The organism is Collinsella sp. An7 (assembly GCF_002159335.1).
Taxonomy (GTDB): domain Bacteria; phylum Actinomycetota; class Coriobacteriia; order Coriobacteriales; family Coriobacteriaceae; genus Coprousia.
Window position 1 is genome coordinate 311494 of sequence record NZ_NFHP01000002.1, and the last position, 22684, is coordinate 334177.

Here is a 22684-nt window from a genome sequence, read left to right on the forward strand (position 1 = left end):
GACGGGCCGAGCAATCCCGGCCCGTCTTGCTACCAGGTCCTGTGTGACGCAGCCGTCGGCACTAGGCACTCTTGGTGACGCCCTCCATGTGCACAACGCCGGTCGGGTGATAGAAGAAGCCCTTGACCTTGGGGCTGTAGCCCGCGAGGTTCTTGGAGTGGCTGATGAGCATCCAGGGCATCTCGTCGGCGACCATCTGCTCGCACTGCTTGTAGATCGCGTCGCGCTCGTCGCCCTCGGGCGTGGCGAGGCCCTGCTGGATGAGCGCGTTGTACGCGTCGGAGCGGTAACGACCCACGTTCATCGAGACGTTCTCGTCGGCCAGCAGGTTCATGAAGTTGTCCGGGTCGCCGTTGTCGCCCACCCAGCCGTAGAGACAGCAGTCGAAGGCGTCGGTCTCGACCTTGGTCTGGTACGTGGTCCAGTCGTAGGAGACGATGTCCATGTCAACGCCGGCATCGGCCAGGTAACCCTGGATGGCCTCGGCGAGCGCCTGACCACCGATGGAGTTGTAGGGACGCGGGTTGGTGTAGGTGAGCATGGTGCAGCTCGTGATGCCCAGCTCGGCGAACTTCTCCTTGGCGGCCTCGGGATCGTAGGCCGTCTGCTCGATGTCCTCGTCGTAGGGGGCCATCCACAGCGGCATGACGGAAGTGGCAACGCCGGCGTAGTCGCCGTAGAGGCTCTGGACCATCTCCTCGACGTTCACCGCCTGGCAGAACGCGCGGCGCGCCTCGACGTCGGTGAAGGCACCGGAGTCGTTGCGGAACGCCATGTAGTTGATGTTCATGCCGTCCTCGTCAAAGAGCTCGTTGCCCGCGTCGGTGATGGTGGGAACCACGGAGGCGTCGATGCCGTCGATGATGTCGACCTCGCCGTTGTTGAGGGCGGTCACGCGGCTGGAGTTCTCAGCGATGAAGCGGAAGATGACGTTCTTGGTCTGGGGCATGTGCTCCTCGTCCCAATAGTCCTCGTTGGCCTCGAGCACCACGTTCTCGCCCTTGGACCAGCTGACGAACTTGTACGGACCGGAGCCGATGGGGTTCTCGTTGGAGTCGCCGGCGTCGATGGCCGAGGGGGCCACGATGGGCGCGGCGAGGGCCATCGCCATGTTCTTGATGAACGGCGTGGAGGCGGCGCGGAGCGTGATGACAAGCGTAGTATCATCCGGAGCCTCGACGGAGGCGACACCGGCGCCGCTGTCCTCGGAGCCAAAGACGAAGGACGCGTAGGGCATGTCCTCGGTGCGGGCGGGCTCGAGCTGACGGTCGATGGAGGCCTTCACGGCCGCGGCGTTGCAGTCGGTGCCGTCGTGGAACTTGACGCCCTCGTGCAGCTTGAAGGTGTAGGTGAGGCCGTCTTCGGAGACCTCGGGCATCTCAGCGAGGCCGGCAACGACATCGCAGCTCTCGGTGTCGTAGCGGAGCAGCGTATCGTAGATGTTGCACATGATCTTGGCAGACTCGCCGTCGTCGACGTAGGCCGGGTCGAGGCCGCGCGGATCGGCACCCTGGGCAAAGGTGATGGTGTCGGCGATGCCGCCCTCACCGCTCGTGGAGCCGGCCGCCTGGTCGCTTGCGCGCTGGGCACCGCAGCCGGCGAGCGCAAACGCGCTCGACGCACCCACGACGCCCATCGCCTGAAGGAAGCGACGCCTAGAAATCTCTGCCATGGTGGACATGATGTTCTCCTTCCCGTGAACAATGTGCAACACACTGTAGCAGCGGCAGAGCGGCGAGGGGTTCGAAAAGACGAGGATGCGCTTTACTGAAATAAAGTGGTCACGGGTTGGAAACGATTTGGAAACAGGGTGGGGTTGGAGCTGGGTGCGGGGGGGTAGCGGCCCCCGCGGCGTGTGCAGTGGGGTGTGGTGGAGTGCGCGCTGGCGCGGAGCGGCGCGAGATCCGCGGCGCGAGGCTGGCCGAAGTTTACGCAGGTCAGCGCGCTGGTGCTCGGCAGCAGGCTAGGCAGGCCCACACGGGGCGGAGCGTGAGGTGCGGGCAGCGATGGTCCGGGGCGGGCCGGCATGCCCGCGCTCAGCCGCGGAGCAAGGCGTCTACCAGCGCGTTGTCCTCGGGATCGGGCGATCCGAGAGGCAGGCCGCATGCCTCGAAGAAGTGGCTGCCGGCAAACTGCCGCGCTCGGAAGGCGTCGTGCGCGCCGTCGTTGAGGTAGCGCACGCGGCTGCGGCAGTCGGTCGTTCCGCAGAAGAGTGGACCGTGACCGCGCACGTAGGAAAGGTAGAGCGGGTCGTCCGACCAGAGGAGCACGCCGGCCATGTTCTCGAGCTCGTAGGCCGTGGCATAGGGCTGCCACGAGCCCCGGCGCTCGCGGATGTAGCGATCGAGCACCGCGGCCATGCGCGTAACGCGACGGAGGGTGTCCGAGGCCGACATCACGCGCGGGTGAGCTGTCTTAGCGGCGCCGGCTGCCACGCCTGCGCCACGAAGGCATACCGGAGCTCCCGGCTCAACCTGCTCTGCCGCACCCATCAGCGGCGCGGCATCCCCGGCATCCTCGGTTCGTTCCGCCGCACCCACCTGCCGCGCATCTGGCGCGGTCCGCCCAGCCTCCCCCACCTGCGGCGTACAGGCCGCACGCAGCGCGGCGAGCGCCCGGTCGCGCTCGGCGGGCGGGCAGAGCACGGCGGGCACCGTGAGCTTGATGGACTCGTCAGGAAAGAGCTCGATCGCGGAATGCGGAGCCATCCCGTCAAAGGCCACCGAAGTGCGAAAGATGAGCGAGTCGTGCGCGTGCTGCACGTGGCACTCAAGCCGCTGAGCGGCAAACGCGCGACGCATCGCCTCGGCGCAGACGGCCACCTCGTCGCGCGAGGGGGTGTCGCGCCCCACGGTGTCCATGCGAAAGAGATAGAGGTCAAAGAGCGGCACCGGTCGCGCAAAAAAGACGGTCCGGCGGCAGAACTCGGCGATACGTGACTGCCGGCGCGTAGCCTTGTCGTAGAGCTCCACGAGTGCCGCGCCCGTGGCCGGGCCGGAGGTCGACCCCTCGCGAATCTCCACCACGCCGTCCGCCACATATGGAGGAAAGCTCCCCTCCTCCACGCGAACCACCACGACGCCCTCGTCCTCGTTGGCCGGATTGGGGATAAACCGCACGTCAAACGGAGGCGCCGGCGAGACGTGACGGCGACAGAGCTCGCCGATAATCTGCCCGTAGTCGGCCGCGAGACGCGGTACGGGGCAGATCGAGCGGTCGTCGTCGGCAATGCCAATGATGAGCCAGCCGCCCCGCGAGTTGGCAAACGACGCGATGATCTTGGGCACCTTTGCCTTGACGCTCGAGGTAAACGACCGCTTGAACTCGAGCACGTAGCCCTCGTCCATGTCAGCGAGCTGCGCGAGGTCGGCGTAGGTGACCGCCGCAAGCTCCTTGGCGGCTCCCCGCTCATCTCTAAACGGGCTGAACGACATAGGCGCCACCTCCTTGGGAGGAGTTATACCCACGAGGCGGGGTGGCCGGGGCGCAGAGCAAAGGCAGGGCGGTCGCACAACGCGTCCGTTCCGTCCGGTGTCGCCGCCGCGTGTCAACTCGAGACGGAAAACTGTGCAAGAATCATCGTTCGCGCGGTTAGCGCCTAACCTCGCAGAGAAAAAACGCAGGTAGAGATTTCAGACGGTACGGCCCTACGCGACTGATACGCATCCATACGCAGTTTTCCGCCTCGAGTTGACACGAGAGCCGGAGCACAGCGGCCCGACCCGGTCGCACAGACGTCCCAGCCGGGTTGCGCGGGCGCACAACGCTGCGGAGCGCTGCCAGCGGCATTCCCCCGCTCGGCGCCGGGCGCCTTACGCTTGCGGTGGGAGGCGCCGGTAGAGCGCGAGCTTGCGGCGCAGCTTGGCGGCGAGCTCCGGCGTTGCAAAGCCGGGCCGTGCGCGCCACGTCCAGTTGCCACCGAGCGTAGAGGGCGTGTTGATGCGCGCCTCGCTGCCAAGCTCGAGCAGGTCCTGCATGAGCACCACCGCAAGGTCGGAGGCGCTTGCAAGCACCCCGCGCATGAGGCCCCAGCCCTCGCCTTCCTGGGTATTGAGACCCAGAAACTCCCGCGCCGCCGTCACGTCCTCGGCAGGCGCCGTCTTGAGCCAACCGAGCGCGGTGTCGTTATCGTGGGTTCCCACGTAGGCCACGCTGTTTGTCGGATAGACAAAGGGCACATACGCCTCCGCGCCGCCGTCGCGGCTGTCAAAGGCAAACTGGAGCACCTTCATGCCCGGGTAGCCGCTCTCGGCGAGCAGCCGGTGCACCGACGGCGTGAGAAAGCCGAGGTCCTCGGCAACGATCCGCCGCGGACCGAGCTCCGCCTCCACGGCACGGAAGAACCCGATGCCCGGCCCCTCGCGCCACTGGCCGCCCGCCGCCGTGGTGTTGCCGGCGGGGATGGCATAGTAGGAGTCAAAGCCGCGGAAGTGGTCGATGCGCAGAATGTCGTAGAACTTGAACTGATGCGCGATGCGCCCGATCCACCAGCGGTAGCCGTCCTCGCGCATGCGGTCCCAGGCAAAGAGGGGGTTGCCCCACAGCTGCCCGGTGGCCGAGAACCCATCGGGCGGGCAGCCGGCAACCTCCGTGGGCCGCAGGTTCTCGTCGAGCTGGAACTGCTCGGGATGCGCCCAGACCTCAACGCTGTCTTCCGCCACGTAGATGGGCAGATCGCCCATAATCTCGATTTCAGCGGTATGCGCGTAGCCCTGGAGGCGTCCCCACTGGCAGAAGAAGAGGTACTGAACGCCCCTCCAAAACGCGAGCTCGTCGGCAAGCTCGGCCCGGGCGGCATCGAGCGCTGCCAGATCGCGCCTGCGGAGCGGATCTTCCCACGCCGACCACGGGGCACCGTCGTGCGCACCCTTGAGCGCCATAAAGAGCGCGTAGTCCTCCAGCCAGGCGCGCTCGCGCTCGCAAAAGACCGCGTACTCGGCCGGCGGCTCGGCAGCAAGGCGGCGCACCGCGCAGGCGAGCACGTCAAAGCGCTCTCGGTAGAGTGCCCCGTAATCCACGCGCGCAGGGTCGTTCCCCCAGGTGCGGCTTGCGTACTCCGCGCGGTCGAGCAGGCCCTCGGCGGCAAGGTCATCGAGGTCGATGAGGTAGGGGTTGCCCGCAAAGGACGAGAAGGACTGGTAGGGCGAGTCGCCAAAGCTCGTGGGACCGATGGGCAGAATCTGCCACGTCGAGACCCCTGCCTCGACCAAAAAGTCGATAAAAGAGCGCGCGGCCGCGCCCATGGTGCCGATACCCCACGGGCTCGGCAGCGACGTAATGGGCATGAGAACACCGGCGCGGCGCATAAGGTCCCCCTATCGCGGGTGGGGCGGCCGGCGCGGCAACGGGTGCCAGCCGAGGGAACCGCCCCAGAGGTTGAAGTCTCCCGGCATGGTAGCACTAACTTATACGAACAAGTTGAGCATCGCGGCCGCATCGGTAGGCGGTGGCGTTGGCCGCGCGGGCGGCGTGGATTGACAAGCTGCCGTGGAACCCGCCGCAGGTTTTACGTTGTGCCGCAGTTCGTCAAATGAAGGGGCAGCACGGCCACGCAGATTGACTAACTGCAATGAAACCAGTTGTTCGCCTCTGGTTGTGTTGCAGATCGTCATTTGAAGGGTCGGCACCGCTGCTCAAATTGACCAACTGCAATGGAACCTGTTGTCCGTCTGCGGTTGTGCTGCAGATTGTCAGATAAAGGGCCAGGGACGCTTGCCTGTTTGACAATCTGCGGCAGAATCCGGCGGGCTGCCTTTAGTAATGGTGCGAATGGTCAAACGGAGGTTTCCAAAGGTGGCTGCAATTGACAATCTGCGACACAACTACCGCCCGCCCTCAGGCCCACGCCAGTTGTATCGCAGATTGTTAAACGGGAATCGAGAAAACGGAAATGGGACCGAGAAGCTGAGACCCGTCGAGGCGCACTCCAGCACCCCGGCGGGCCGCAAGCCCTCCCGCAAGCCCCTTTAGCTCAGCGACGCGCGCAGCAGCTCGTTGAAGAGCTTGGGGTTACCCGTGCCCTTGCTCTCGCGCATGCACTGCCCCACGAGGAAGCCGAGCACCTTTTGGTTGCCGTCGCGGTACTGCTGAGCCTGGTCGCTGCAGCGTGCGAGTACCGCGTCGACGATGGCCTGGAGTGCACCGGCGTCGCTCACCTGGCGCAGGCCGCGCTCGTCCACGATCTCCTCGGGGTCGCGCCCGGTGCCGGCCATGGCCTCAATGACGACGGCCGCCTGGTTGGAGGCGATGGCCTCGCCGGCGAGCAGGTGCGCGAGCGACGCCACCTGCGCAGGCTCAATACCCGCCGCCGCAAAGGGCGAGCTCGCTGCAGCGTCACCGGAGGTGCCCTCGGCACCCGCGGGCTCGACGGTATCGGCTGCAGAAGCGACGTCCCCGTCCGCAAGCCACGCATCCGCATCGTCAACGACATCGGCGTCCGCGCGTGCGGCGGCCTTGAGGAAGGCGGGCAGGTCGTTAACCACCAAGTTTGCGACCTGCTGGGCCTCACCGGGAGCGGCGAGCGCCACCGCCCCCTCAAAGAACGCCGCCGTCTGCGGGTCGCCCGCGAGCTGCTCGGCGTCGGCGCGCTTGATGCCAAAATCACGCTCAAAACGATCGCGGCGCGCATCCGGGAGCTCCGGCAGCTCGGCGCGGCAGCTCTCGATAAACTCGTCGGTCAGGTCAAAGGGCGCAAGGTCCGGATCGGGGAAGAACCGGTAGTCGTCGGCCGTCTCTTTCGTGCGCATCACCACGGTGCGCTTGTGGCTCGGCTCCCAGTGGCGCGTCTCCTGGTAGATGATGCCGCCCTCCTCGAGCACCTCGGCCTGACGGCAGATCTCGTAGGCAAGGCCGTCGTGCAGGGCCTTGAACGAGTTGAGGTTCTTGAGCTCGGTCTTGGTGCCCAGGCGCGTGTCGCCGCGGCGGCGCAGGCTCACGTTGCCGTCGCAGCGCATGGAGCCCTTCTCCATGGAGCAATCGGAGATGCCGAGCGTAACAAAGATGCGGCGCAGCTTCTCCATAAAGAGGCGCGCCTCCTCGGGGGTGCGCAGGTCGGGCTCGGTGACGAGCTCGATGAGCGGGGTGCCACAGCGGTTGTAGTCGATGAGGCTCTCGGCCGCGCCGCCGATGCGCCCCTCCTCGCCGCCGACGTGCACCATCTTGGCGGCGTCCTCCTCCATGTGAATGCGCAGGATGCGGATGGGCACGGTGTAGGAGCCGTCATCGCGCCGCTCGGGCACGGCAAGCCCGGCGGTGTCGTAGCCCGAGAGCCCCGCGAGCGCGGACGCAGGCGCTTCTGGGGCGGGGCCGCCTTGCGCCGTCCCCGTCTCCGCGCCGGACATGGCACATTTTGACCCCGTCCCAAAATGCATGCCCTCGCCCGCCATGCGTGAGAGGTCGGCCGAGAGGCCCACGGCGCCCGCGCTCGCACTAGCCAGGCTCTGAGCCTCGGCCTCGCCAAACGCGCAGTCGGGGCGCTCGGCCGCACCGCGGCCCGTGACCTCCAGGTCGAGCCGCCCGTGCATGCAAAACGCCACGGGCCCCTGCGTGGTCTGGAAGTTCTTGGCCATGTCGGGATAGAAATAGTGCTTGCGGTAGAACATCGAGTGCTTCTGGATCTCGCAGTTGGTGGCGAGACCGGCCTTAACGATGCTGCGGATGGCCTGCTCGTTGGGCACCGGCAGAGCACCCGGTAGGCCCAGGCACACGGGGCAGACGTGCGTGTTGGGCGCGTCGTCGTGACTGAGCTTGCAGTTGCAGAACATCTTGGTCTCGAGCGTGGTGAGCTCGGTGTGAATCTCGAGGCCGATCACGGCCTCCCAGTCTTTGAGGACCTCCTGGAGCTCCTTCATGCGAGCTCACCTCCCTTCCCGGCAAAGGCCGGGGCCACGCCGAGCACCGATGCCGAGCCGGGTACGGGGACCACAGCACCCTCGGGCGAACCGACGCCCGCCGCAAACGCGCCGCCTACGCCCCGCTCGACGGCGGCGGCAAAGGCGATGAGCCGCTCGTCGGCAAACGCGGGCGCCACGAGCTGCGCCGCCATGGGGAGCCCCGAGCTCTCGCCGAGCCCCACCGGCACTGAGATGCCGCCGTTGCCCGCGATGTTGAGCGAGATGGTGTACATATCGGAGAGGTACATGGCCGTGGGGTCGCTGATCTCTCCGTGGCGGAAGGCCGCATGCGGCGTGGCCGGCATGAGGATCACGTCGACCTGCTCAAAGGCGCGGGCGTAGTCGGCCGTGATGAGCGTGCGCGCCTTCTGCGCCGCGTAGTAGTAACGGTCGTAGACACCACTCGAGAGCAGGTAGGCGCCGAGCAGCTGGCGGCGCTTGGCCTCGGCCCCAAAGCCGTGGGCGCGCGAGAGGGCGCTCTGCCGGGCGAGCGAGGTGCAGCCCGGCTCCTGGTAGCCGTAGCGAATGCCGTCAAAGCGGGCGAGGTTGGAGAACGCCTCGGCCGGGCCGATCACGTAGTAGGCGGCGATGGCGGCATCCACGTGCGGGAGGTCGACCTCCACGAGCTCCGCGCCCGCGGCATCGAGCGCCGCCGCCGCGCGCTCCACACCGGCGCGGACCTCGGGCGTAAGGCCCTCGGCCTCCATAAACGCCGGGACGAGGCCCACGCGCCGCCCGGCCACGGGCACCGCGCCCTCGCCCCGCGCCGCTGCGGCAAAGGAGGGCGCGACCTCCTGCGAGGTGGAATCGTACGGGTCGCGTCCGCCCGCCACGAGGGCGTCCATGGCGGCGGCAACATCGGCCACGGTGCGCCCAAAGGGGCCTACCTGGTCGAGCGAACTACCGAAGGCCACCACGCCGTAGCGGCTGACGGCTCCGTAGGTGGGCTTCATGCCCACCACGCCGCAAAGGGCCGCCGGCTGGCGGATCGAGCCGCCCGTGTCGGATCCGAGCGCGAGCGGCACCATGCCGGCCGCCACCGCCGCCGCCGAGCCGCCCGAAGAGCCGCCGGGCACGCGCGTGAGGTCCCACGGGTTGTTGGTGGGGTGGAAGGCCGAGGTATCGGTCGACGAGCCGAAGGCAAACTCGTCCATGTTGGCCTTGCCGATGGGCAGGCAACCGGCCTTGAGCATGCGTGCGGCGCAGGTGGCGGTATAGGGGCTCTCGTAGCTCTCGAGCATGCGGGAGGCGCAGGTGGTGCGCGTGCCCTCGAGGTTCATGTTGTCCTTGATGGCGAGCGGCACGCCCGCAAGCGGCGGCAGCGTCTCGCCGGCGGCGCGGGCGGCGTCGATGCGCTCGGCCGCCGCGAGGGCGAGCTCGGGCGTGACCTGGATGAATGCCTGGACCTCGGGCTCGCGCGCCTCAACCGCCTCGAGCGCCGCGCGAGCAACCTCAACGGCCAAGAAGGCCCCATCGCGCACACCCGCGGCAATCTGCTCCGCGGACAGGGTGTCGTAGCTCTGCGGCATTACTCCTCACCCTCCCCCAGAATCGACGGCACGCGGAAGTTCTCCCCGCGCGTGGAGGCCGCGTTGCCGAGCGCCGCCGCGAGCGTGAGGTCGCGCTCGGGCGCCAGCGCATCGGCGCGCATGACGTTGGAGAGGTCCCCGATGGGGTGGAACGTGGGGTCCACATCGGGCAGGTTGTAGGCGAGCACGGGCTCGAGCATCGCCACGGCATCGTTGAGGTAGTCGGTCATCTGGGCGAGCTCGTCGCCCTCGAGCGCAATCCGCGCGTAATCGGCAATGCCGCGCACGTCTTCTTGGGTAAGTGGCATGGGCGCCCCTTCCGGTCGGTCATGTCGCACCATTATAAGAGAGTACGCGGACAGGCCGCGGCGAAGGGGCGCCGGTCACGCAACGGCAACGTGCGGGCGAAGCGACGGGCGCGCGGGCGGCGCCAGCGCAGCCGGAGCGCTCGGCGGGCCAGGCTGGAGCCAGCCGCAAAGACACAACGGGCGCAGACCCGGGCGAGTCGCAGGACCAGCAACGCGCATGCCGGCCGCCGAGCCACGCCGCCCGGCGGCAGCCGGTGGGGCTGCCCCGGCGCCCACCCGGGTAACTGCAGCAGATTCGGCACGGTTTTTGACAGCTCCGGCACGGCGGGGCGGCGGCGGCCGGGCGCAGGCGGCGCTTTTCTATAATGGCGAGAGCGCATACGGGGAGGGGAGGCAGTATATGGTTACCGTCGCGATCGTGGACGACCGCGCCGCAGACGCGGAGGCGCTCGCGAGGCTGATTGGCGAACTGCCCGGCACCGCGCTGCCGGACGGGCGGCCCTCCCGCCCCGGCTCCTCCTTTGATATTCGCACCTTTACCTCGGCAGATGAGCTCGCCCAAGCGCTCTCCGCCGGATACGACCCCGACCTCGCCTTTATCGATATCGTGCTCGCCGAGGAGGACGAAACCGGACGCGCCGCGGCCTCAGGCCAGGCTGCATCCACCGCGCCCGGGGCCAGCGGGGCCGCCGAGGGAACCGACGCCCGACCCGAAGGCTCGCACGCCGCCACCGGCATCGACGCCGTCGAGCGGCTCTTTGGCCTTGGCGCCCGCACGCAGGTGGTCTACGTGAGCGGCTACGACTCCTTCCACACGCAGGTCTATCGCACCCATCATGCTGCGTACCTCAAAAAACCATTCAACCGTGCCGATGTTGCCTACGCCCTCGAGCTCGCCCTCGCGGCCCTCGAGCGCTCGCACGAGGAGCCCATCGCTTTTAGGCTCAAGGGCGCCGACCGCGTGGTGCGCCCGGCCGAGATCCTCTACCTCGAGAGCAACCTCCACGTGGTGCGCGTCCACACGCGCCGCGACACCTTTGAGGTCTACGGCAAGCTCGCCGACCTCGTGCAGCAGCTCCCCGCGCGCTTCGCGCGCTGCCACCAGAGCTTTATCGTCAACCTTGCCGCCGTCGCCTCGCTCGACGCCACGGGTATTGTCCTCGTAACCGGCGAGCGCGTCCCCGTGAGCCGCCGCATGCGCGCGGGCGTGCGCCAGGCGCTCTTTGCCTACCTCCGGGCCTGCCGCCGATAAGCCGCCCTCCATGCCGCTCTTCGCCCTCAACCTGATCGTGCTCCTTGGCGTCAACGCCGTCATCGCCACCGTCGCCACCTGGCTGCTGCCCATCCGGCGGCGAGTGGCCTTTTTTGCCTGCATGCTCGCCATCAGCCCTCTTGCGCTTGCGCTGGCGAGCCCCAACACCATGACCGCCTGGAATATCGCGGGGTATGCCCTCAATTACCTCGTTATCCCCTGTCTTTTTTGGAAAGGGCCCTGGGCGCGGCGTGCGGTCTGCGCGCTTTTGCTCGTGGCAACCGAGATCTCCAGCGAGATGGTCTTTGGGCTCCTCATCATCTTTGCCGGGCTCAACGTCAACCGCGACACGATCGATGCGAGCAGCATTATCGCACGGGCCCTGTGCGGGGTATCGATGCTCGCCATCGGGCGGGCCGTGGCGATCGCCGTCCGACGCGCCGGCTGGCAGGGGCCGGCTGCGGACAAGCGGGAGCGAGACGCGGGGCGGGCGAGCACCGCGAGAGCCGCGGCAGGCGGTGCCGATGCCGGAGCGTCACCGAACCGCCCGCAGGGCAGTGCGCGCCTGCGCCCGCGCGATTGCCGCGCCGCCCAGGCACCGGACCGACCCTACCTGCTCTTTCTTGCCACTCAGCTAGGTTTTCTGCTGGTTGGCTCGACGATCATCATGGCAAACCGCAACACCTCTCCCGCCATCTACCTCATCATGGTGGTCTCGGTTGCCGTCTGCCTCGCCGCCGATGTGCTCGCCTTTGCCTCACTCAGTCGCTTGGGTGCGGCGCTTAGAGAGCGCGAGCGGGCAGCGGCGCTCGAGCGGCAGCTTGCCGTGTACGTGCATGCCGCGGAACGCACGATGCGCGATGCGGAGGACGCGGCGCGCTTTCGGCACGACCAGCGTAACCACCTGCAGGTGCTCGGGGCGCTGGTAGAACGCGGGGAGCGCGGGCGCGCCCTCGCCTACGTGCGCGCACTGCGCCGCAGCCTCACCGAGCCGCCTGCCGCGAGCAAGCCCGGCGTCCCGGGCGGGCGACCCGTCCCAACGCCGTCCACAGGCGCTGCTTCAACCACCCACGCCCGGCCAAGCCCGCCCGACCCACCCAGCCCGGCATCCACCGGCGCCGATCCATCTCCCCGTGCGCCGCAGCCCAACCCCTGCAAGAACCCTCGCCGCGGCACCGGGGCTCCGCAGCCCCTCCCTTCCCAAAGCACCAACTCCTAAGGAAGCCCCATGAACGTCGTCTACACCCTCGGAGCCGTCTCGCTCGGTGCACTCGTAATCTCGACCGTCTACCTGTGGCACCTCCTCCGCGAGCTGCCGCTTGCGCGCCGCGCGGTCAACCTGCTCATGCCGGCGAGCCAGATCATCTTTGTGGCCAGTGCGTTCCTGCTCCGCCCGCACTTCGCCGCCTGGGAGGCCGTGGCGCTCCTGGCGGCGGCCATGGGCGTGGTCTGCGCCTGTCTGAACCCGCTCTTCTTCCGCAGCCTACTCGACGCCGAGCGAGCTGGCATCGAGGCTGAGCGGGCGGCGCTTCTGGAGGACCAAGTGGCCGCGCAGGAGCACTACGCCCTGCTCATGCGGCGCACGCAGGCCGAAGGCGACCGCGTGCGCACGGAGCTCGATGCTCAGCTCGCCCAGGTCGAGGCCGCCCTCGCAACGGGCGACGATGCCGCCGCGCTCACCCACCTGGCAGGCGCGGCCGAGGTGGTCCGCACGCCGGACGACCGCTTCTGCGAGCACCCCGTGGTCGACGCGCTTCTGGCAGCCAAGGCCGCGTGGTGTGCCGAGGAGGGCGTCGAGCTCGATGCGGACGCGACCGTGCCGGGCGACCTCGCCACCCCTGACGTCGAGCTCTGCGCGCTCTTCGCCAACGCGCTCGACAACGCCGTGCACGCCTGCACCGCGCTGCCGACGGGCAAGCGCTGGATCCACCTCCACGCACACCCCGCACAGGGTTATTTCCTTCTGGAGGTCGAGAACCCGGTCGCCCCGGTGGGAGCATCGGCCGGCCATGCGCACGCCGACAGGGCAGCCAATCGCCGCCGCGTCGACTCGAGCTCAACCTCGAGTCCTTCCGCCCAAACCACACATCCCGCCGCCCCGGCGGGCACACTCCCCCGCCACGGGCTCGGCCTCGCCATCATGCGCCAGATCGTCGAGCGGCGCGACGGCGAGATCACCTGCACGCGCGAGAACGGCATCTTTACCCTGAGCGCCCTCTGGAAAGACTAGGAGCCCTCCATGCAACCCTTCCTCCAAGCCGCCGACACGGGCGCCCTCGCCATCCTGCTCTTCAACTTCACCGTCAAGCACGTCGCCTTCGACCTGGTCTACCATGCCGTCTGCGCATGGGTCCTGCCCATCAAAAACCCGCGCGTGTACTGGACGGCGGCGATCGTGTGCCAGATCGTCGGCAACATGCTCCTGCCCATCGGTCCCGATCCCACCCAGCGCGTGCTCTGGTATCTTACCGACTACGTGCTCATCCCCTATCTGTGCTGGCGCGGTCCGCGCACGGTGCGCGCCGCGGCAATCGCCATCGGGGTCATTGCGGAGCTGACGGTAGAAACCTCCACCATGGTGCTCTACAGCGTGCTGGGCCTCCCCCTCACGGCGCAGGTAACGAGCGGCCCGCTCGAGTTTGCGGTCCGCGTTGCCGGGCTGGTGGCGCTCGCCATACTCGGTCTGGCGCTCCGACGGCTCTTCGCCCGGCAGCGGGAGGCGATCCTTGCACACGACCGCACGGCGGCAGACGGCTCGAGACCCCTGAACCGCGCTGCACTAGATGGAAGCGGGCAGGTCGAGGACGCGGAGGATGCTGCCCCATACGGGCGGTTTCTGGCCACGCAGGGGTTCGTGATACTCGTCCTCTACACTGCCTACTTCTGCGGCGGGCTGGGCGTCATCCCCACGCCCCTCGCGCTCGTGATGCTAGGCGTGACCCTGTTCTGCGCCGTTGCGGACATTGCGGCCGTCTTCTCCCTGCGCCGGTTCAGCACCGCGCAGCGCGAGCGGGCGCGCGCCGCGGGCCTTGAGGCGCAGCTTGCCGTGCACGCGGATGCCGCACGGCGCATGGCGCGCGAGGCCGAGGCGGCGGCGCGCTTCAGGCACGACCAGCGCAACCACCTGCAGGTAATCGGCATGCTTGTGGAGCGCGGCGAGCTGGAGCGCGCCCGCGCCTACGTGGCGGAGCTTCGCGCGCAGCTGGCCGCGTGGCCAAAATCGGCGTCGAAAAAGTAATTTTCCGCGTTGCCAAGGGGCTGCTGGGCTTCCCACACCCCAAAGTGCATCGAGCTCCGTGGTCAGATGCAGGGAATTTGCCCGCTTATCTGCACCTGCGAGCCTTCATAAGTTACGCGGACCATCCGTGCCGCCTTCTCCGATCGCTCAGCAGGCGGTCCGCGGGACGGCACGTTACTTTTTCGACGCTGTTTTTGGCCACGCCAGCGTTTCGTTATAGATAAGAACCCCCCTCCCTGTCATGCATCCGCGCCCGAGCCCTTACGGCGCGAAATGTCCACCCGCCCGCGCGGCGTGTCATCCCGTCTGCATGCACCGCCAAGCTGTCCGCCCGCCCGCGCGGCGCGCCACTCCGCCCACACAATGCGCGTCCCGCCTGCATCCGCCGTCAGCCTGCCCATCCACTTGCGCAGGGCGCCGGTACAGGCAGCGGCTTCGGTCTTCAGGCCGCTTCGGACCGCCTTCTCCATGAGCGCGGGCACCTGCGGGCAAGCGGGTCGCATCCAAACAGGCTCGCCACGCTCCGATACCGGCGCTTGGCCCCGCCAACCGATACTGCCAAGCAAGCGACCCGTTCTGCCAAACCCCTTCCGTCCCACGTGGGCGGCGAGGATACTCTGAAAGACTATGGGTTCATGCTGCCCCGAGCTCACTGCGAGCCCGGGGCAGGGGGAAGAAAGGAACGCTATGGCACGACAGAACAAAGCGCGTACCCGCGCGGTCCGCGTCGCGGCGGCAGTGCTCATCGTTGCCGCGAGCGTGGGCGCAGGCAGCGTATGCCTCGCACCCACGGGGCTCTTTGCCGCCGACGAGGCCGGCCAGGCCGTCGCCTCGATAACGGACACCGAGGCCGCCAACGCGAGCGCGACCTCGACGGACGAGACCGGTGCGGCAACCACGGACGCCACCGAGACCGCCGGCACCGCAGAGACCGCACCAGCAGAGGCGACCGAGCCGGCCAAGGCCGCGGCAACTGATGCCCAGGCCAGCACACAGGCAGACGTGCACTACATCGTGCGCTTTGACATGCAGGATCCGGCGGGCGGCTTGTCCGACTTCGGCGTCGACGTCACGCTCGGCAAGACGCTCAACGAGGTCATCGCTGCGGAAGCTGCGGACCTGTTCCCCGTGGGCACAACGGAGATGTTCGGCGACGGCACTTATCACACCCTGCAGGGATGGGAGAGCTCTATCCCGCTCGACAAGAAGCTCGAAGCGTCAGACTTTACCGAGTCTAACGGCACCTTCAACATCTGGGTCTACGCAAAGTGGAGCGGCGTCTCCTCCATCATCTTCGCCTCCAACACCACCGATATCCCCGCAAACGGCAAGGTCGACCTCGCCTGCATCGACGCGTGGCAGGCGTTCTGTGACCGCGTGGGCGGCCAGTACCCCATCGGCCTCGATCGCGCCGAGCTCAACGCCGCGCAGCAGCAGAGCTTTACCACGTACGCTCCCGACCAGCAGGCCCTTGCCATCCTTGACGTTGCTTTTGATGAGTATCTGACCGACGGTTCCGACGGCACGATCGACGTGGCCAAACACGACCTCGCAACCTCAGACGGCGTGACCTTTAACCTGACGCTCTTTGGGCTGGAGGAGGAGCTCGGCCTCAGCGACCTCAACGGGGTGTACGTCATGCGCATCCCCGAGAACGGCGGCGAGCCCGAGTATCTGTCGACCACCGTGGACAGCAACGGGCGCCTTGTGATCAAGGGCATGACCGCAACCGGCACCTACGTTCTCAGCAGCCTCAAATACGTCGCCGAGCCGTGGGACGAGAACAACGAGCTCCTGCCCTACACCATCAACAACGGCGTTATGACCTTCCCGGGACACCCTGAGCTGGGCGAGTGGTACCAGCTCACGGTCAAGACCGAAGACGGCGTCACGTTCAGCGCGCCCAGCGGCAGCTCGGCGTGGACCATGATGATCGACGCGCACTCGCTCGACCCGTCCGACCCGCTCTATAACAGCGGGCACAACTCGGGCATCTACTTTGTGCGCGGCGACGGCCAGGGCGCATCCGCCAACCTGTGGGTTGAGTACCCTGCCGAGAAGGCGCTCTCCTACGCCCTCGCCCCCGCGGCGGGCACCCTCAACCGCAAGGGCGGCCCCAACTCACTCAACATCAACCTCACCGCGCCCGCGACGCTCACCCTCGGCACCTCGACGGAGACCGTGATCTCCAACGCGCAGGGCGCCACGCTCACCCACACCGTAAGCGGCAAGGTTGACGCCGACGGCTTTGGCGACGACGCTGTATGGAGCATGCTCACCCTGGTGACCGACTGGATCGGCGGCGACGCAGCCGAGACCGCGGGCGATGCCATTAACACCGCGGTTGCCGGCGTGAAGGCGATGTACGTCTACGACATCCACCTCGAGGACTGGGCGGGCAACGAGTTTGCGGTGCCCGAGGGCGACCGTGTGACCGTGACGCTGCCCATCCCCGAGGGCATGAGCGCCGAGAACCTCTTTGTCTTCCACGTTGCGGACGACGGCACGGTGACCGATATGCACGCGACCGTGGACGCCGAGGCCGGCACCGTGAGCTTTGAGACCACGCACTTCTCGACCTTTGTGCTGGCGAACGTCGAGCCTGGCAGCGGGTCTGTGGGAGCCGGCGCGGCGGGCACGCCGACCGGGACGCTCGCCCAGACCGGCGACCTCTCGCTTTTGGCGGGCGCCGGCGCTGCCACGGTGGCTCTGGCGGGCGGCTGCCTTATTGCCGTGGGCAAGCGCAAGCAGCGGTAAGCCGCTGGGATAGAAAGCCGTTTCTGGCGGACTGAGCCAGAGGTGCATGCGGGCCGCGGCGAGGAGTCGCGGCCCGCTTTTTGTTGGGGCGGGGTTGTTGGGCGACGGACCGCACGGGTTCCGCGGCGACGGGCGTTGCCCGGGTTCCGCGGGACCGGCCGTACGGCGAGCGTGCTCTGCAGCGGTCCGCAACGGCGGTATCCGGGGTGGCCGCAGTGTCCGAGACGGCCGGCCGGGCAGCCGCCGCCGACTCGCCCCTCCCGTCATCTCGGCTGGCCAGGCGGCCGCCCGCGACTGCCGTCCGCACCGCCGCCCGACGGTCGGGTGCTAGCCCAGGCCCGACATCGCGCCCGGCCGCACCGACCCGGAGCCCTCGCGCCCCTAAAACCCCAGCAGCTGCAGCACAAACATCACCACGGTGAGCACCGTGATGAGCACGATCGTCGCCCAGGTGAGGACGTTCCACACCCGTCCGTTGCGGTACTGCCCCATGATGAGCCGGTCGCTTGCGATAAACACTAGAAAGACCAGCAGCACGGGTAGCAGCACGCCGTTGATGACCTGCGCCGACATCATGATCTCAAAGAGGTCCACCCCGGGCAAAATCACCAGCAAGGCCGATACCATGATCACCGCCGTGATGATACCGCGGTAGACGGGCGCCTCGTCCCAGCTGCGGTCGGCCCCGCGCTCCCAGCCAAAGGCCTCGCAGATGGCGCTCGAGGTCACACCCGGCAGCACACACGCCGCCAAAAAGCTCGCCGCCACGAGCCCCGCGGCAAAGAGGACGGTCGACCACGGCCCCACGATGGGCTCGAGGGCGAGCGCCGCGTCGGCTGCGTCGGAGACCTCGATTCCCGCGGGGTAGAGCACCGAGCCCGTCGTCACGATGATGAACCACGCGATGGCGCAGGCGATGATGGAGCCCGAGACGGTATCGACCCGCTGGAGCGGGATTCCCGACTCGTCAACGTTCTTATCGACCACGTTGTTCTGCGCGAGAAAGATCATCCACGGCGCGATGGTGGTGCCGATGGTCGCCACCAGCAGCGATACGTACCCCGGGCTCGCCACCATGCGCGGCGTGACCGTAGCGGCCGCCACCGCGCCCCAGTCGGGTCCCACCAGAAACGCGGCGACCACGTAGGTCAAGAACACGCAGCTCACAAGCAGGAGGATCTTCTCGATCCGCCGAAAGCTCCCCGACATGCTCACGAGCCAGATCACAAGCGCCACGAGCGGAACCGAGATGGTCTTGGGCACGCCAAAAAGCGCAAGGCCGCTCGCCAGGCCGGCAAACTCCGAGATGGTCACGGCCGTGTTGGCAATCAGCAGCGCCGCCATGGCGAGCGCGCTCTTGCGCACGCCGAACTTCTCGCGGATGAGCGAGGCAAAGCCCTTGCCCGTCACACAGCCGCAGCGCGCCGCCGTTTCCTGCACCACGATGAGCAGAAGCGCCATGATGGGCAGAATCCAGAGCGTCCCGTAGCCGTAGGTGGCACCCGCGCTCGAGTAGGTGGCGATACCGCCGGCGTCGTTGCCGGCGAGCGCCGCAAGAAGTCCGGGGCCCATCGCGCCCAGCACCGCCGCGAGCGTTAAGCGCTCGCCCGTCCCGCGCGCCATCCTCACGCCACCACAAGAAAGACGCCGAGCGTCGCGGCAACCGCGTACAGCACGCAGGCGATCAGCACCGCCGAGACGTTGAGCGCGATACCCGAGGTGTTGCGGTCGTGCTCATCGCGCCAGAAGAGGAGCTTGAGGTAGCCCACGGCACCCAAGAAGCACACGAACACCACCGCGGCCGCGGCGCCAAAGCACGCCGTGAGCACCTGCGCGGTGGTCTGCGCCGTCACATCCCACGCGCCGCCCACAAACACCGGCTCGAGCGACCCCTCAGGGAATGCCGCGCCCAGCACGAGCTGCCCGCAGAGGTAGACCACGAGCGCAAGCACCGCGCCCACGCCGGCGCAGCGCAAGAAGAACGCCAGATACGGCTTGCCTTCGTCCTCGCGCTCGTCGTACTCCAGGTAGAAGCCCCGCACAAACGAGGTCATACGGCTTGCAGTGATGAGCACCACCGGCATCACGCCCATGGGATAGATAAACCACGAGCTGCCGTCCACGCCCATCCAGGTGAGCACCGCCGCGATAACGCCCGAGGCGATGGCCCAGACGAGCACCCAGTACGAACGCTGCGCGAACCACGAGAGCGCGTGCATCGACTCGCCCGCCGCGCCGCTCTCGCCCGAGCCCATGCCCGCGATCTGCAGGTCCTCCTCGTGCTCCTCCGCAAGAACGTCGAGCGCGTCGTCCACCGTAACGATACCGAGCACATGGCGCGCTTCGTCGCACACGGGGATGGCCACGAGGTTGTACTTGGTCATCTCGTCGGCCACCTCCTCTTGGTCGAGGTCGGGGGCGACCCATACCACGTCGCGGTACGACAGCTCCGAGAGGCGCGCGTCGCGGTCGGCCACGATGAGCGTGCGGAGGCTGAGCACGCCCGTGAGCGCGCCCACCGGATCGAGCGTGTAGACGTAGTAGACGCTCTCAAAGTCCTCGTCGAGCCTGCGAATGGCGTCGATCGCATCGCCGACGGTCGCCGTAGCCGGAAGCGCCACAAACTCCTGGGTCATGATGCGGCCGGCGGTGTCCTCCGCGTAGCCGAGAAGCGTGCGGATGGCGCGCTCCTCCTTGACGCCCATGAGCCGCAGGAGCTTCTCGGCCTTCTCGTAGTCGAGCTCCTCGATGAGCGCGGCCGCGTCATCGGGGTCCATGAGGGCGAGCATGCTCGAGGCGTCGCGGTCGCTCATGCCCTCGAGCATCTCGGCCACGAGCTCGTCATCGTCAAGCTCGCTGATGGCCTCGGCCGCCTGCGCAGTGTCGAGCTGGGCAAAGACCTGGCCGCGGAGGCGCGGGTCGAGCTGCTCGATGATGTCGGCGATGTCTGCCGGGTGCAGCTCGTCGAGCGTCTTGTGCGAGACCGAGAGCTTGATGGTCTGGGTCGAGCGCTCAAGAAGGTCCATGTACGACCAGGCGATGATCTCTTCTTTGAGCGGACGGCCCGTGAGCTTGGCGAGCCGCATGACCGTACGCTCGAACGCGGGGTGGATGGCACGCAAGAGGCCGCGGGCGCCCACCTCGGCGCCGAGCAGGCGGAGCTGCCCCGCGCCCGTGGCCGAGAGCTTGATGTCGTTTACGCGCACGACCTTCATGCCCTGCGTGTCCACGATCTGCTTGTTGAGGATGTCGCGCGCGAGCAGCACCTCGTCGGGCTGGAGGTACGAGAAGCGCACATCGGTGCTCACGGCCTTGAGGTAGACGCCCGTGTCGTCGAGATGATCGACGTACTTGCGCCAGCTGATCATAAAGGGCGTCTTGCCCGGCCCTTGAAAGGCGAGCGACGTAACGTGGGGAAAGACCTCGCCGGTGGCGATGCCGAGGTCGTTCACAACGCCGAGCTTCTCCCCCGCGGCGTCGATGACGGGGAGCCTGAGCATCTCAGACAGGTAATTCATGGGTATGGCGCTCCTTTGCGGCAGAAGGTGCAAGACACCCCGCACGCGCCGGCAGCGCCCGCAGGGCCCTATCGACTATGAGGTCGAGGTTTGGATTTCACCGCTCACCTTTCTCGAGACCCTGCGTATAACTTGCTAAGTGTACCACGAGCGCGGTTTGGTGCCGGGCGAGCTGCCGGCCTGTCAGGGAGGCGCATCCGTACCGTTTTGCCCAAAACAGCGCCAAAGAGGGGTTAGTATCAAAACTTCGCGCCAATGTAAGGATGAAAACGGCTTCCGTCGAGTAGAGCGAAAATCGGCACCGCATCTACCAGCGCTTTCTCTGGGCGCCCGGCCTAGTCTACTCGGCAAACCCCGATTCCATCCTTACATTGACGCGAAGTTTTGAAAATGACCCCCTAATCGGGCAACGATGGGCCCCAGGCGCCCGACAAAACAGGCCCCAGGCGCCCCGATAGGGCCCGCGGTGTCACCCTTCGGGCATGGCGGCGTCCTCGGGCATCTTGACCGTTCCCTCGATGACCTCCTCGGGCACGCGCCCGTCGAGCTTCATGAGCTCGCTCACGGTAACGAGGGTGTAGCCGCGCTCCTTCAGGCCGTCGATGATGCCGGGCAACGCCTCGACATCCTGCTCGCGGTTGCCGCCACCGTCGTGCATGAGGATGATCGAGCCGTTCTCAACATTGTCCAGCACCGCGTTCGTGATGGCCTCGGCCCCGGGGCGCTTCCAGTCGAGCGTGTCGATGTTCCAGAGCACGTTGGCCGAGATAAGGTCGCCCGCGCGGCCCCACTCCGTCTCGGTAAAGGCGCCGTAGGGCGCACGGATCATCTGCGGGCGCGTGCCGCTCGCCTGCTCGAGCGTATCCGCCGCGGACGAAATCTCGGCACGCAGGCTCTCGCGGTCGAGCGTCGGCAGGTTCTGGTGCGCGTTGGTGTGGCTCGCGAGCTCGCAGCCCGCGTCCACGATGGCGCGGCAGCCGTCCGGATCCTTTGCGGCCTGGTTGCCCAGGTTAAAGAAGGTGGCCGGCACCTTCTTCTCTTTAAGAATCTCGAGGATCTGCGGGGTGTAGCTGCTCGGGCCGTCGTCAAAGGTGAGCGCCGCATACGGACCACCCGCCGGCTCGAGATTGATGGAGCTCACCACCATGTCGGTCGCAGGCTCAATCACCGCCACGTCAACGCGCTCGCCCGAACGCTCGCCCACGCGGACCGTCTTTTTGCCGGCCTTTCCCCATTGCGAGACAAATTGCACCGCGCCTCCGCGCTCCCGCTGCACAGCCGGGGCGAGCTCCGCCTCCTCCTCGTGGCTCGGCTCGTCGGTGTCCACGCCGTTGGTCACGGTAAAGACGTCGCCGTCGTGCAGGAGGGTCTTGGCAAAGTCGCGCTCATCGATGGTGTCGCCGGTGGGAGCCTGCGAGGTATCTGCGGCAGCGTCCGAAGCGGCGGTGTCCTCGGCGGGCGCAGCCGAGTCGTCAGTCGAACCGTCCGGAGCGGCCTGATCTGCCACGGCGTCCCCCGCAGCGTCCCCGGCGTCCCCCGCCGCATCGCCCGTGGCCTCGGCATCGCCCCGGGTAACCGTACACGTTACGCCGCCCTCCTCATCGAGGACGTTCCCGCCCACCGAGAGCAAACGACCCGGCTTGGCACCAAAGTAGTCGTGCTCAGAGAGCAGGTTGGGGAGCGGGGTGTTAACGCGTGCCGTCACCGGCTCGCCGTTGACCGTGACGGTGATGTCGCGCAGCATAAAGTACCAGCCGCCCACCACGGTACCACACAGCAGCACCGCAAAGAGCGCGATCACGGCAAGGGCCGCCGCGCCGCCCCGGCCCCGCGGACGACGCGGCCCACGCCAGCCGCCATGGCCGACGTGCGCACCGTCCGAGCGATGCGTGAGACGCGGCCCGCCGGTATGCAGCTTGGGAAACTCAGATGAGCGGCCATGCGGCTTGGGCGCATGCCGGTAGTGCGCACGGCCACCGGTATAGTGCAGATTCGTTGCCTTGCCGACCTCGACGCGATCGCGCTGCGCCATCATGTCCGCCTTTCCGCCGCAGCCCTCTTTCTTGGCAGCGGTCTCTCCTTTGACGAGAAGCGTACCCGCAACGCGGGACCGATACAAGTTACCGAAATGCTAGGTTGAAGCCAGAACAAGTGCTTGAAGCAGGGGGCTAGGGGGTCCGGTTCTCTCCA

14 protein-coding genes are annotated in these 22684 nt (G+C 67.5%); 5 read left to right on the forward strand and 9 right to left on the reverse strand.

The features are described from left to right. Positions 1 to 61 precede the first annotated feature (61 nt). The 6 genes from B5G20_RS03535 to B5G20_RS03560 form a co-directional block, all read right to left on the reverse strand. On the reverse strand, positions 62 to 1681 hold the full coding sequence (locus tag B5G20_RS03535) for an ABC transporter substrate-binding protein (protein ID WP_087355100.1): 1620 nt from the start codon (positions 1679 to 1681) through the stop codon (positions 62 to 64). Positions 1682 to 2036: 355 nt separating this feature from the next. Beyond that, positions 2037 to 3434: an ATP-binding protein gene (locus B5G20_RS10315; protein WP_087355102.1), complete on the reverse strand. Its 1398-nt coding sequence runs from the start codon at positions 3432 to 3434 to the stop codon at positions 2037 to 2039. Positions 3435 to 3812: 378 nt separating this feature from the next. Further along, positions 3813 to 5306 (reverse strand): 4-alpha-glucanotransferase, encoded by a 1494-nt coding sequence (gene malQ / locus B5G20_RS03545; RefSeq protein WP_087355104.1) that lies wholly within the window; start codon positions 5304 to 5306, stop codon positions 3813 to 3815. Positions 5307 to 5966: 660 nt separating this feature from the next. After that, positions 5967 to 7850, reverse strand: a complete 1884-nt coding sequence (gene gatB, locus B5G20_RS03550; protein WP_087355106.1) for an Asp-tRNA(Asn)/Glu-tRNA(Gln) amidotransferase subunit GatB — start codon at positions 7848 to 7850, stop codon at positions 5967 to 5969. After that, positions 7847 to 9421: an Asp-tRNA(Asn)/Glu-tRNA(Gln) amidotransferase subunit GatA gene (gene gatA / locus B5G20_RS03555; protein ID WP_087355108.1), complete on the reverse strand. Its 1575-nt coding sequence runs from the start codon at positions 9419 to 9421 to the stop codon at positions 7847 to 7849. Before gatA ends, gatB begins: the two co-directional genes overlap by 4 nt. After that, complete coding sequence (locus tag B5G20_RS03560; protein WP_087355110.1) at positions 9421 to 9729, reverse strand: Asp-tRNA(Asn)/Glu-tRNA(Gln) amidotransferase subunit GatC; 309 nt, start codon at positions 9727 to 9729, stop codon at positions 9421 to 9423. Before B5G20_RS03560 ends, gatA begins: the two co-directional genes overlap by 1 nt. Positions 9730 to 10129: 400 nt before the next feature. Between B5G20_RS03560 and B5G20_RS03565 the strand changes: the two genes are divergently transcribed. The 5 genes from B5G20_RS03565 (at position 10130) to B5G20_RS03590 (ending at position 16976) form a co-directional block, all read left to right on the forward strand. Further along, positions 10130 to 10981 carry a LytTR family DNA-binding domain-containing protein gene (locus B5G20_RS03565; RefSeq protein ID WP_158094383.1) on the forward strand — a complete coding sequence of 284 codons (852 nt, stop codon included), beginning with the start codon at positions 10130 to 10132 and terminating at the stop codon, positions 10979 to 10981. Positions 10982 to 10991: 10 nt separating this feature from the next. Beyond that, positions 10992 to 12200, forward strand: coding sequence for a hypothetical protein (locus B5G20_RS03570; RefSeq protein ID WP_087355114.1), 1209 nt, complete (start codon positions 10992 to 10994; stop codon positions 12198 to 12200). A 9-nt stretch (positions 12201 to 12209) separates the two neighbouring features. Then, positions 12210 to 13211: a GHKL domain-containing protein gene (locus tag B5G20_RS03575; RefSeq protein ID WP_087355116.1), complete on the forward strand. Its 1002-nt coding sequence runs from the start codon at positions 12210 to 12212 to the stop codon at positions 13209 to 13211. Between the two features lie 9 nt (positions 13212 to 13220). Next, on the forward strand, positions 13221 to 14219 hold the full coding sequence (locus tag B5G20_RS03580; RefSeq protein WP_087355118.1) for a Spo0B domain-containing protein: 999 nt from the start codon (positions 13221 to 13223) through the stop codon (positions 14217 to 14219). 687 nt (positions 14220 to 14906) lie between these two features. After that, positions 14907 to 16976, forward strand: coding sequence for a hypothetical protein (locus B5G20_RS03590; RefSeq protein WP_087355122.1), 2070 nt, complete (start codon positions 14907 to 14909; stop codon positions 16974 to 16976). Positions 16977 to 17357: 381 nt separating this feature from the next. Here B5G20_RS03590 and B5G20_RS03595 read toward each other — a convergent pair whose 3' ends face one another. The 3 genes from B5G20_RS03595 to B5G20_RS03605 form a co-directional block, all read right to left on the reverse strand. Continuing rightward, the gene (locus B5G20_RS03595) at positions 17358 to 18599 is read right to left on the reverse strand and encodes a divalent metal cation transporter (protein ID WP_087355124.1); all 1242 of its coding nucleotides are present in this window, start codon (positions 18597 to 18599) and stop codon (positions 17358 to 17360) included. A 2-nt stretch (positions 18600 to 18601) separates the two neighbouring features. After that, entirely contained in the window at positions 18602 to 20494 is a 1893-nt protein-coding gene (locus B5G20_RS03600) for a CBS domain-containing protein (protein WP_087355126.1), read from the reverse strand. A 469-nt stretch (positions 20495 to 20963) separates the two neighbouring features. Continuing rightward, positions 20964 to 22526 carry a polysaccharide deacetylase family protein gene (locus B5G20_RS03605; RefSeq protein ID WP_143750208.1) on the reverse strand — a complete coding sequence of 521 codons (1563 nt, stop codon included), beginning with the start codon at positions 22524 to 22526 and terminating at the stop codon, positions 20964 to 20966. Positions 22527 to 22684 lie beyond the last annotated feature (158 nt).

Bases quoted from the DNA above. Each gene is read 5' to 3' on its own strand.
- B5G20_RS03535 (WP_087355100.1), bottom strand. From the start codon at position 1,681: ATGTCCACCATGGCAGAGATTTCTAGGCGTCGCTTCCTTCAGGCGATG.
- B5G20_RS10315 (WP_087355102.1), bottom strand. From the start codon at position 3,434: ATGTCGTTCAGCCCGTTTAGAGATGAGCGGGGAGCCGCCAAGGAGCTT.
- malQ (WP_087355104.1), bottom strand. From the start codon at position 5,306: ATGCGCCGCGCCGGTGTTCTCATGCCCATTACGTCGCTGCCGAGCCCG.
- gatB (WP_087355106.1), bottom strand. From the start codon at position 7,850: ATGAAGGAGCTCCAGGAGGTCCTCAAAGACTGGGAGGCCGTGATCGGC.
- gatA (WP_087355108.1), bottom strand. From the start codon at position 9,421: ATGCCGCAGAGCTACGACACCCTGTCCGCGGAGCAGATTGCCGCGGGT.
- B5G20_RS03560 (WP_087355110.1), bottom strand. From the start codon at position 9,729: ATGCCACTTACCCAAGAAGACGTGCGCGGCATTGCCGATTACGCGCGG.
- B5G20_RS03565 (WP_158094383.1), top strand. From the start codon at position 10,130: ATGGTTACCGTCGCGATCGTGGACGACCGCGCCGCAGACGCGGAGGCG.
- B5G20_RS03570 (WP_087355114.1), top strand. From the start codon at position 10,992: ATGCCGCTCTTCGCCCTCAACCTGATCGTGCTCCTTGGCGTCAACGCC.
- B5G20_RS03575 (WP_087355116.1), top strand. From the start codon at position 12,210: ATGAACGTCGTCTACACCCTCGGAGCCGTCTCGCTCGGTGCACTCGTA.
- B5G20_RS03580 (WP_087355118.1), top strand. From the start codon at position 13,221: ATGCAACCCTTCCTCCAAGCCGCCGACACGGGCGCCCTCGCCATCCTG.
- B5G20_RS03590 (WP_087355122.1), top strand. From the start codon at position 14,907: ATGGCACGACAGAACAAAGCGCGTACCCGCGCGGTCCGCGTCGCGGCG.
- B5G20_RS03595 (WP_087355124.1), bottom strand. From the start codon at position 18,599: ATGGCGCGCGGGACGGGCGAGCGCTTAACGCTCGCGGCGGTGCTGGGC.
- B5G20_RS03600 (WP_087355126.1), bottom strand. From the start codon at position 20,494: ATGAATTACCTGTCTGAGATGCTCAGGCTCCCCGTCATCGACGCCGCG.
- B5G20_RS03605 (WP_143750208.1), bottom strand. From the start codon at position 22,526: ATGGCGCAGCGCGATCGCGTCGAGGTCGGCAAGGCAACGAATCTGCAC.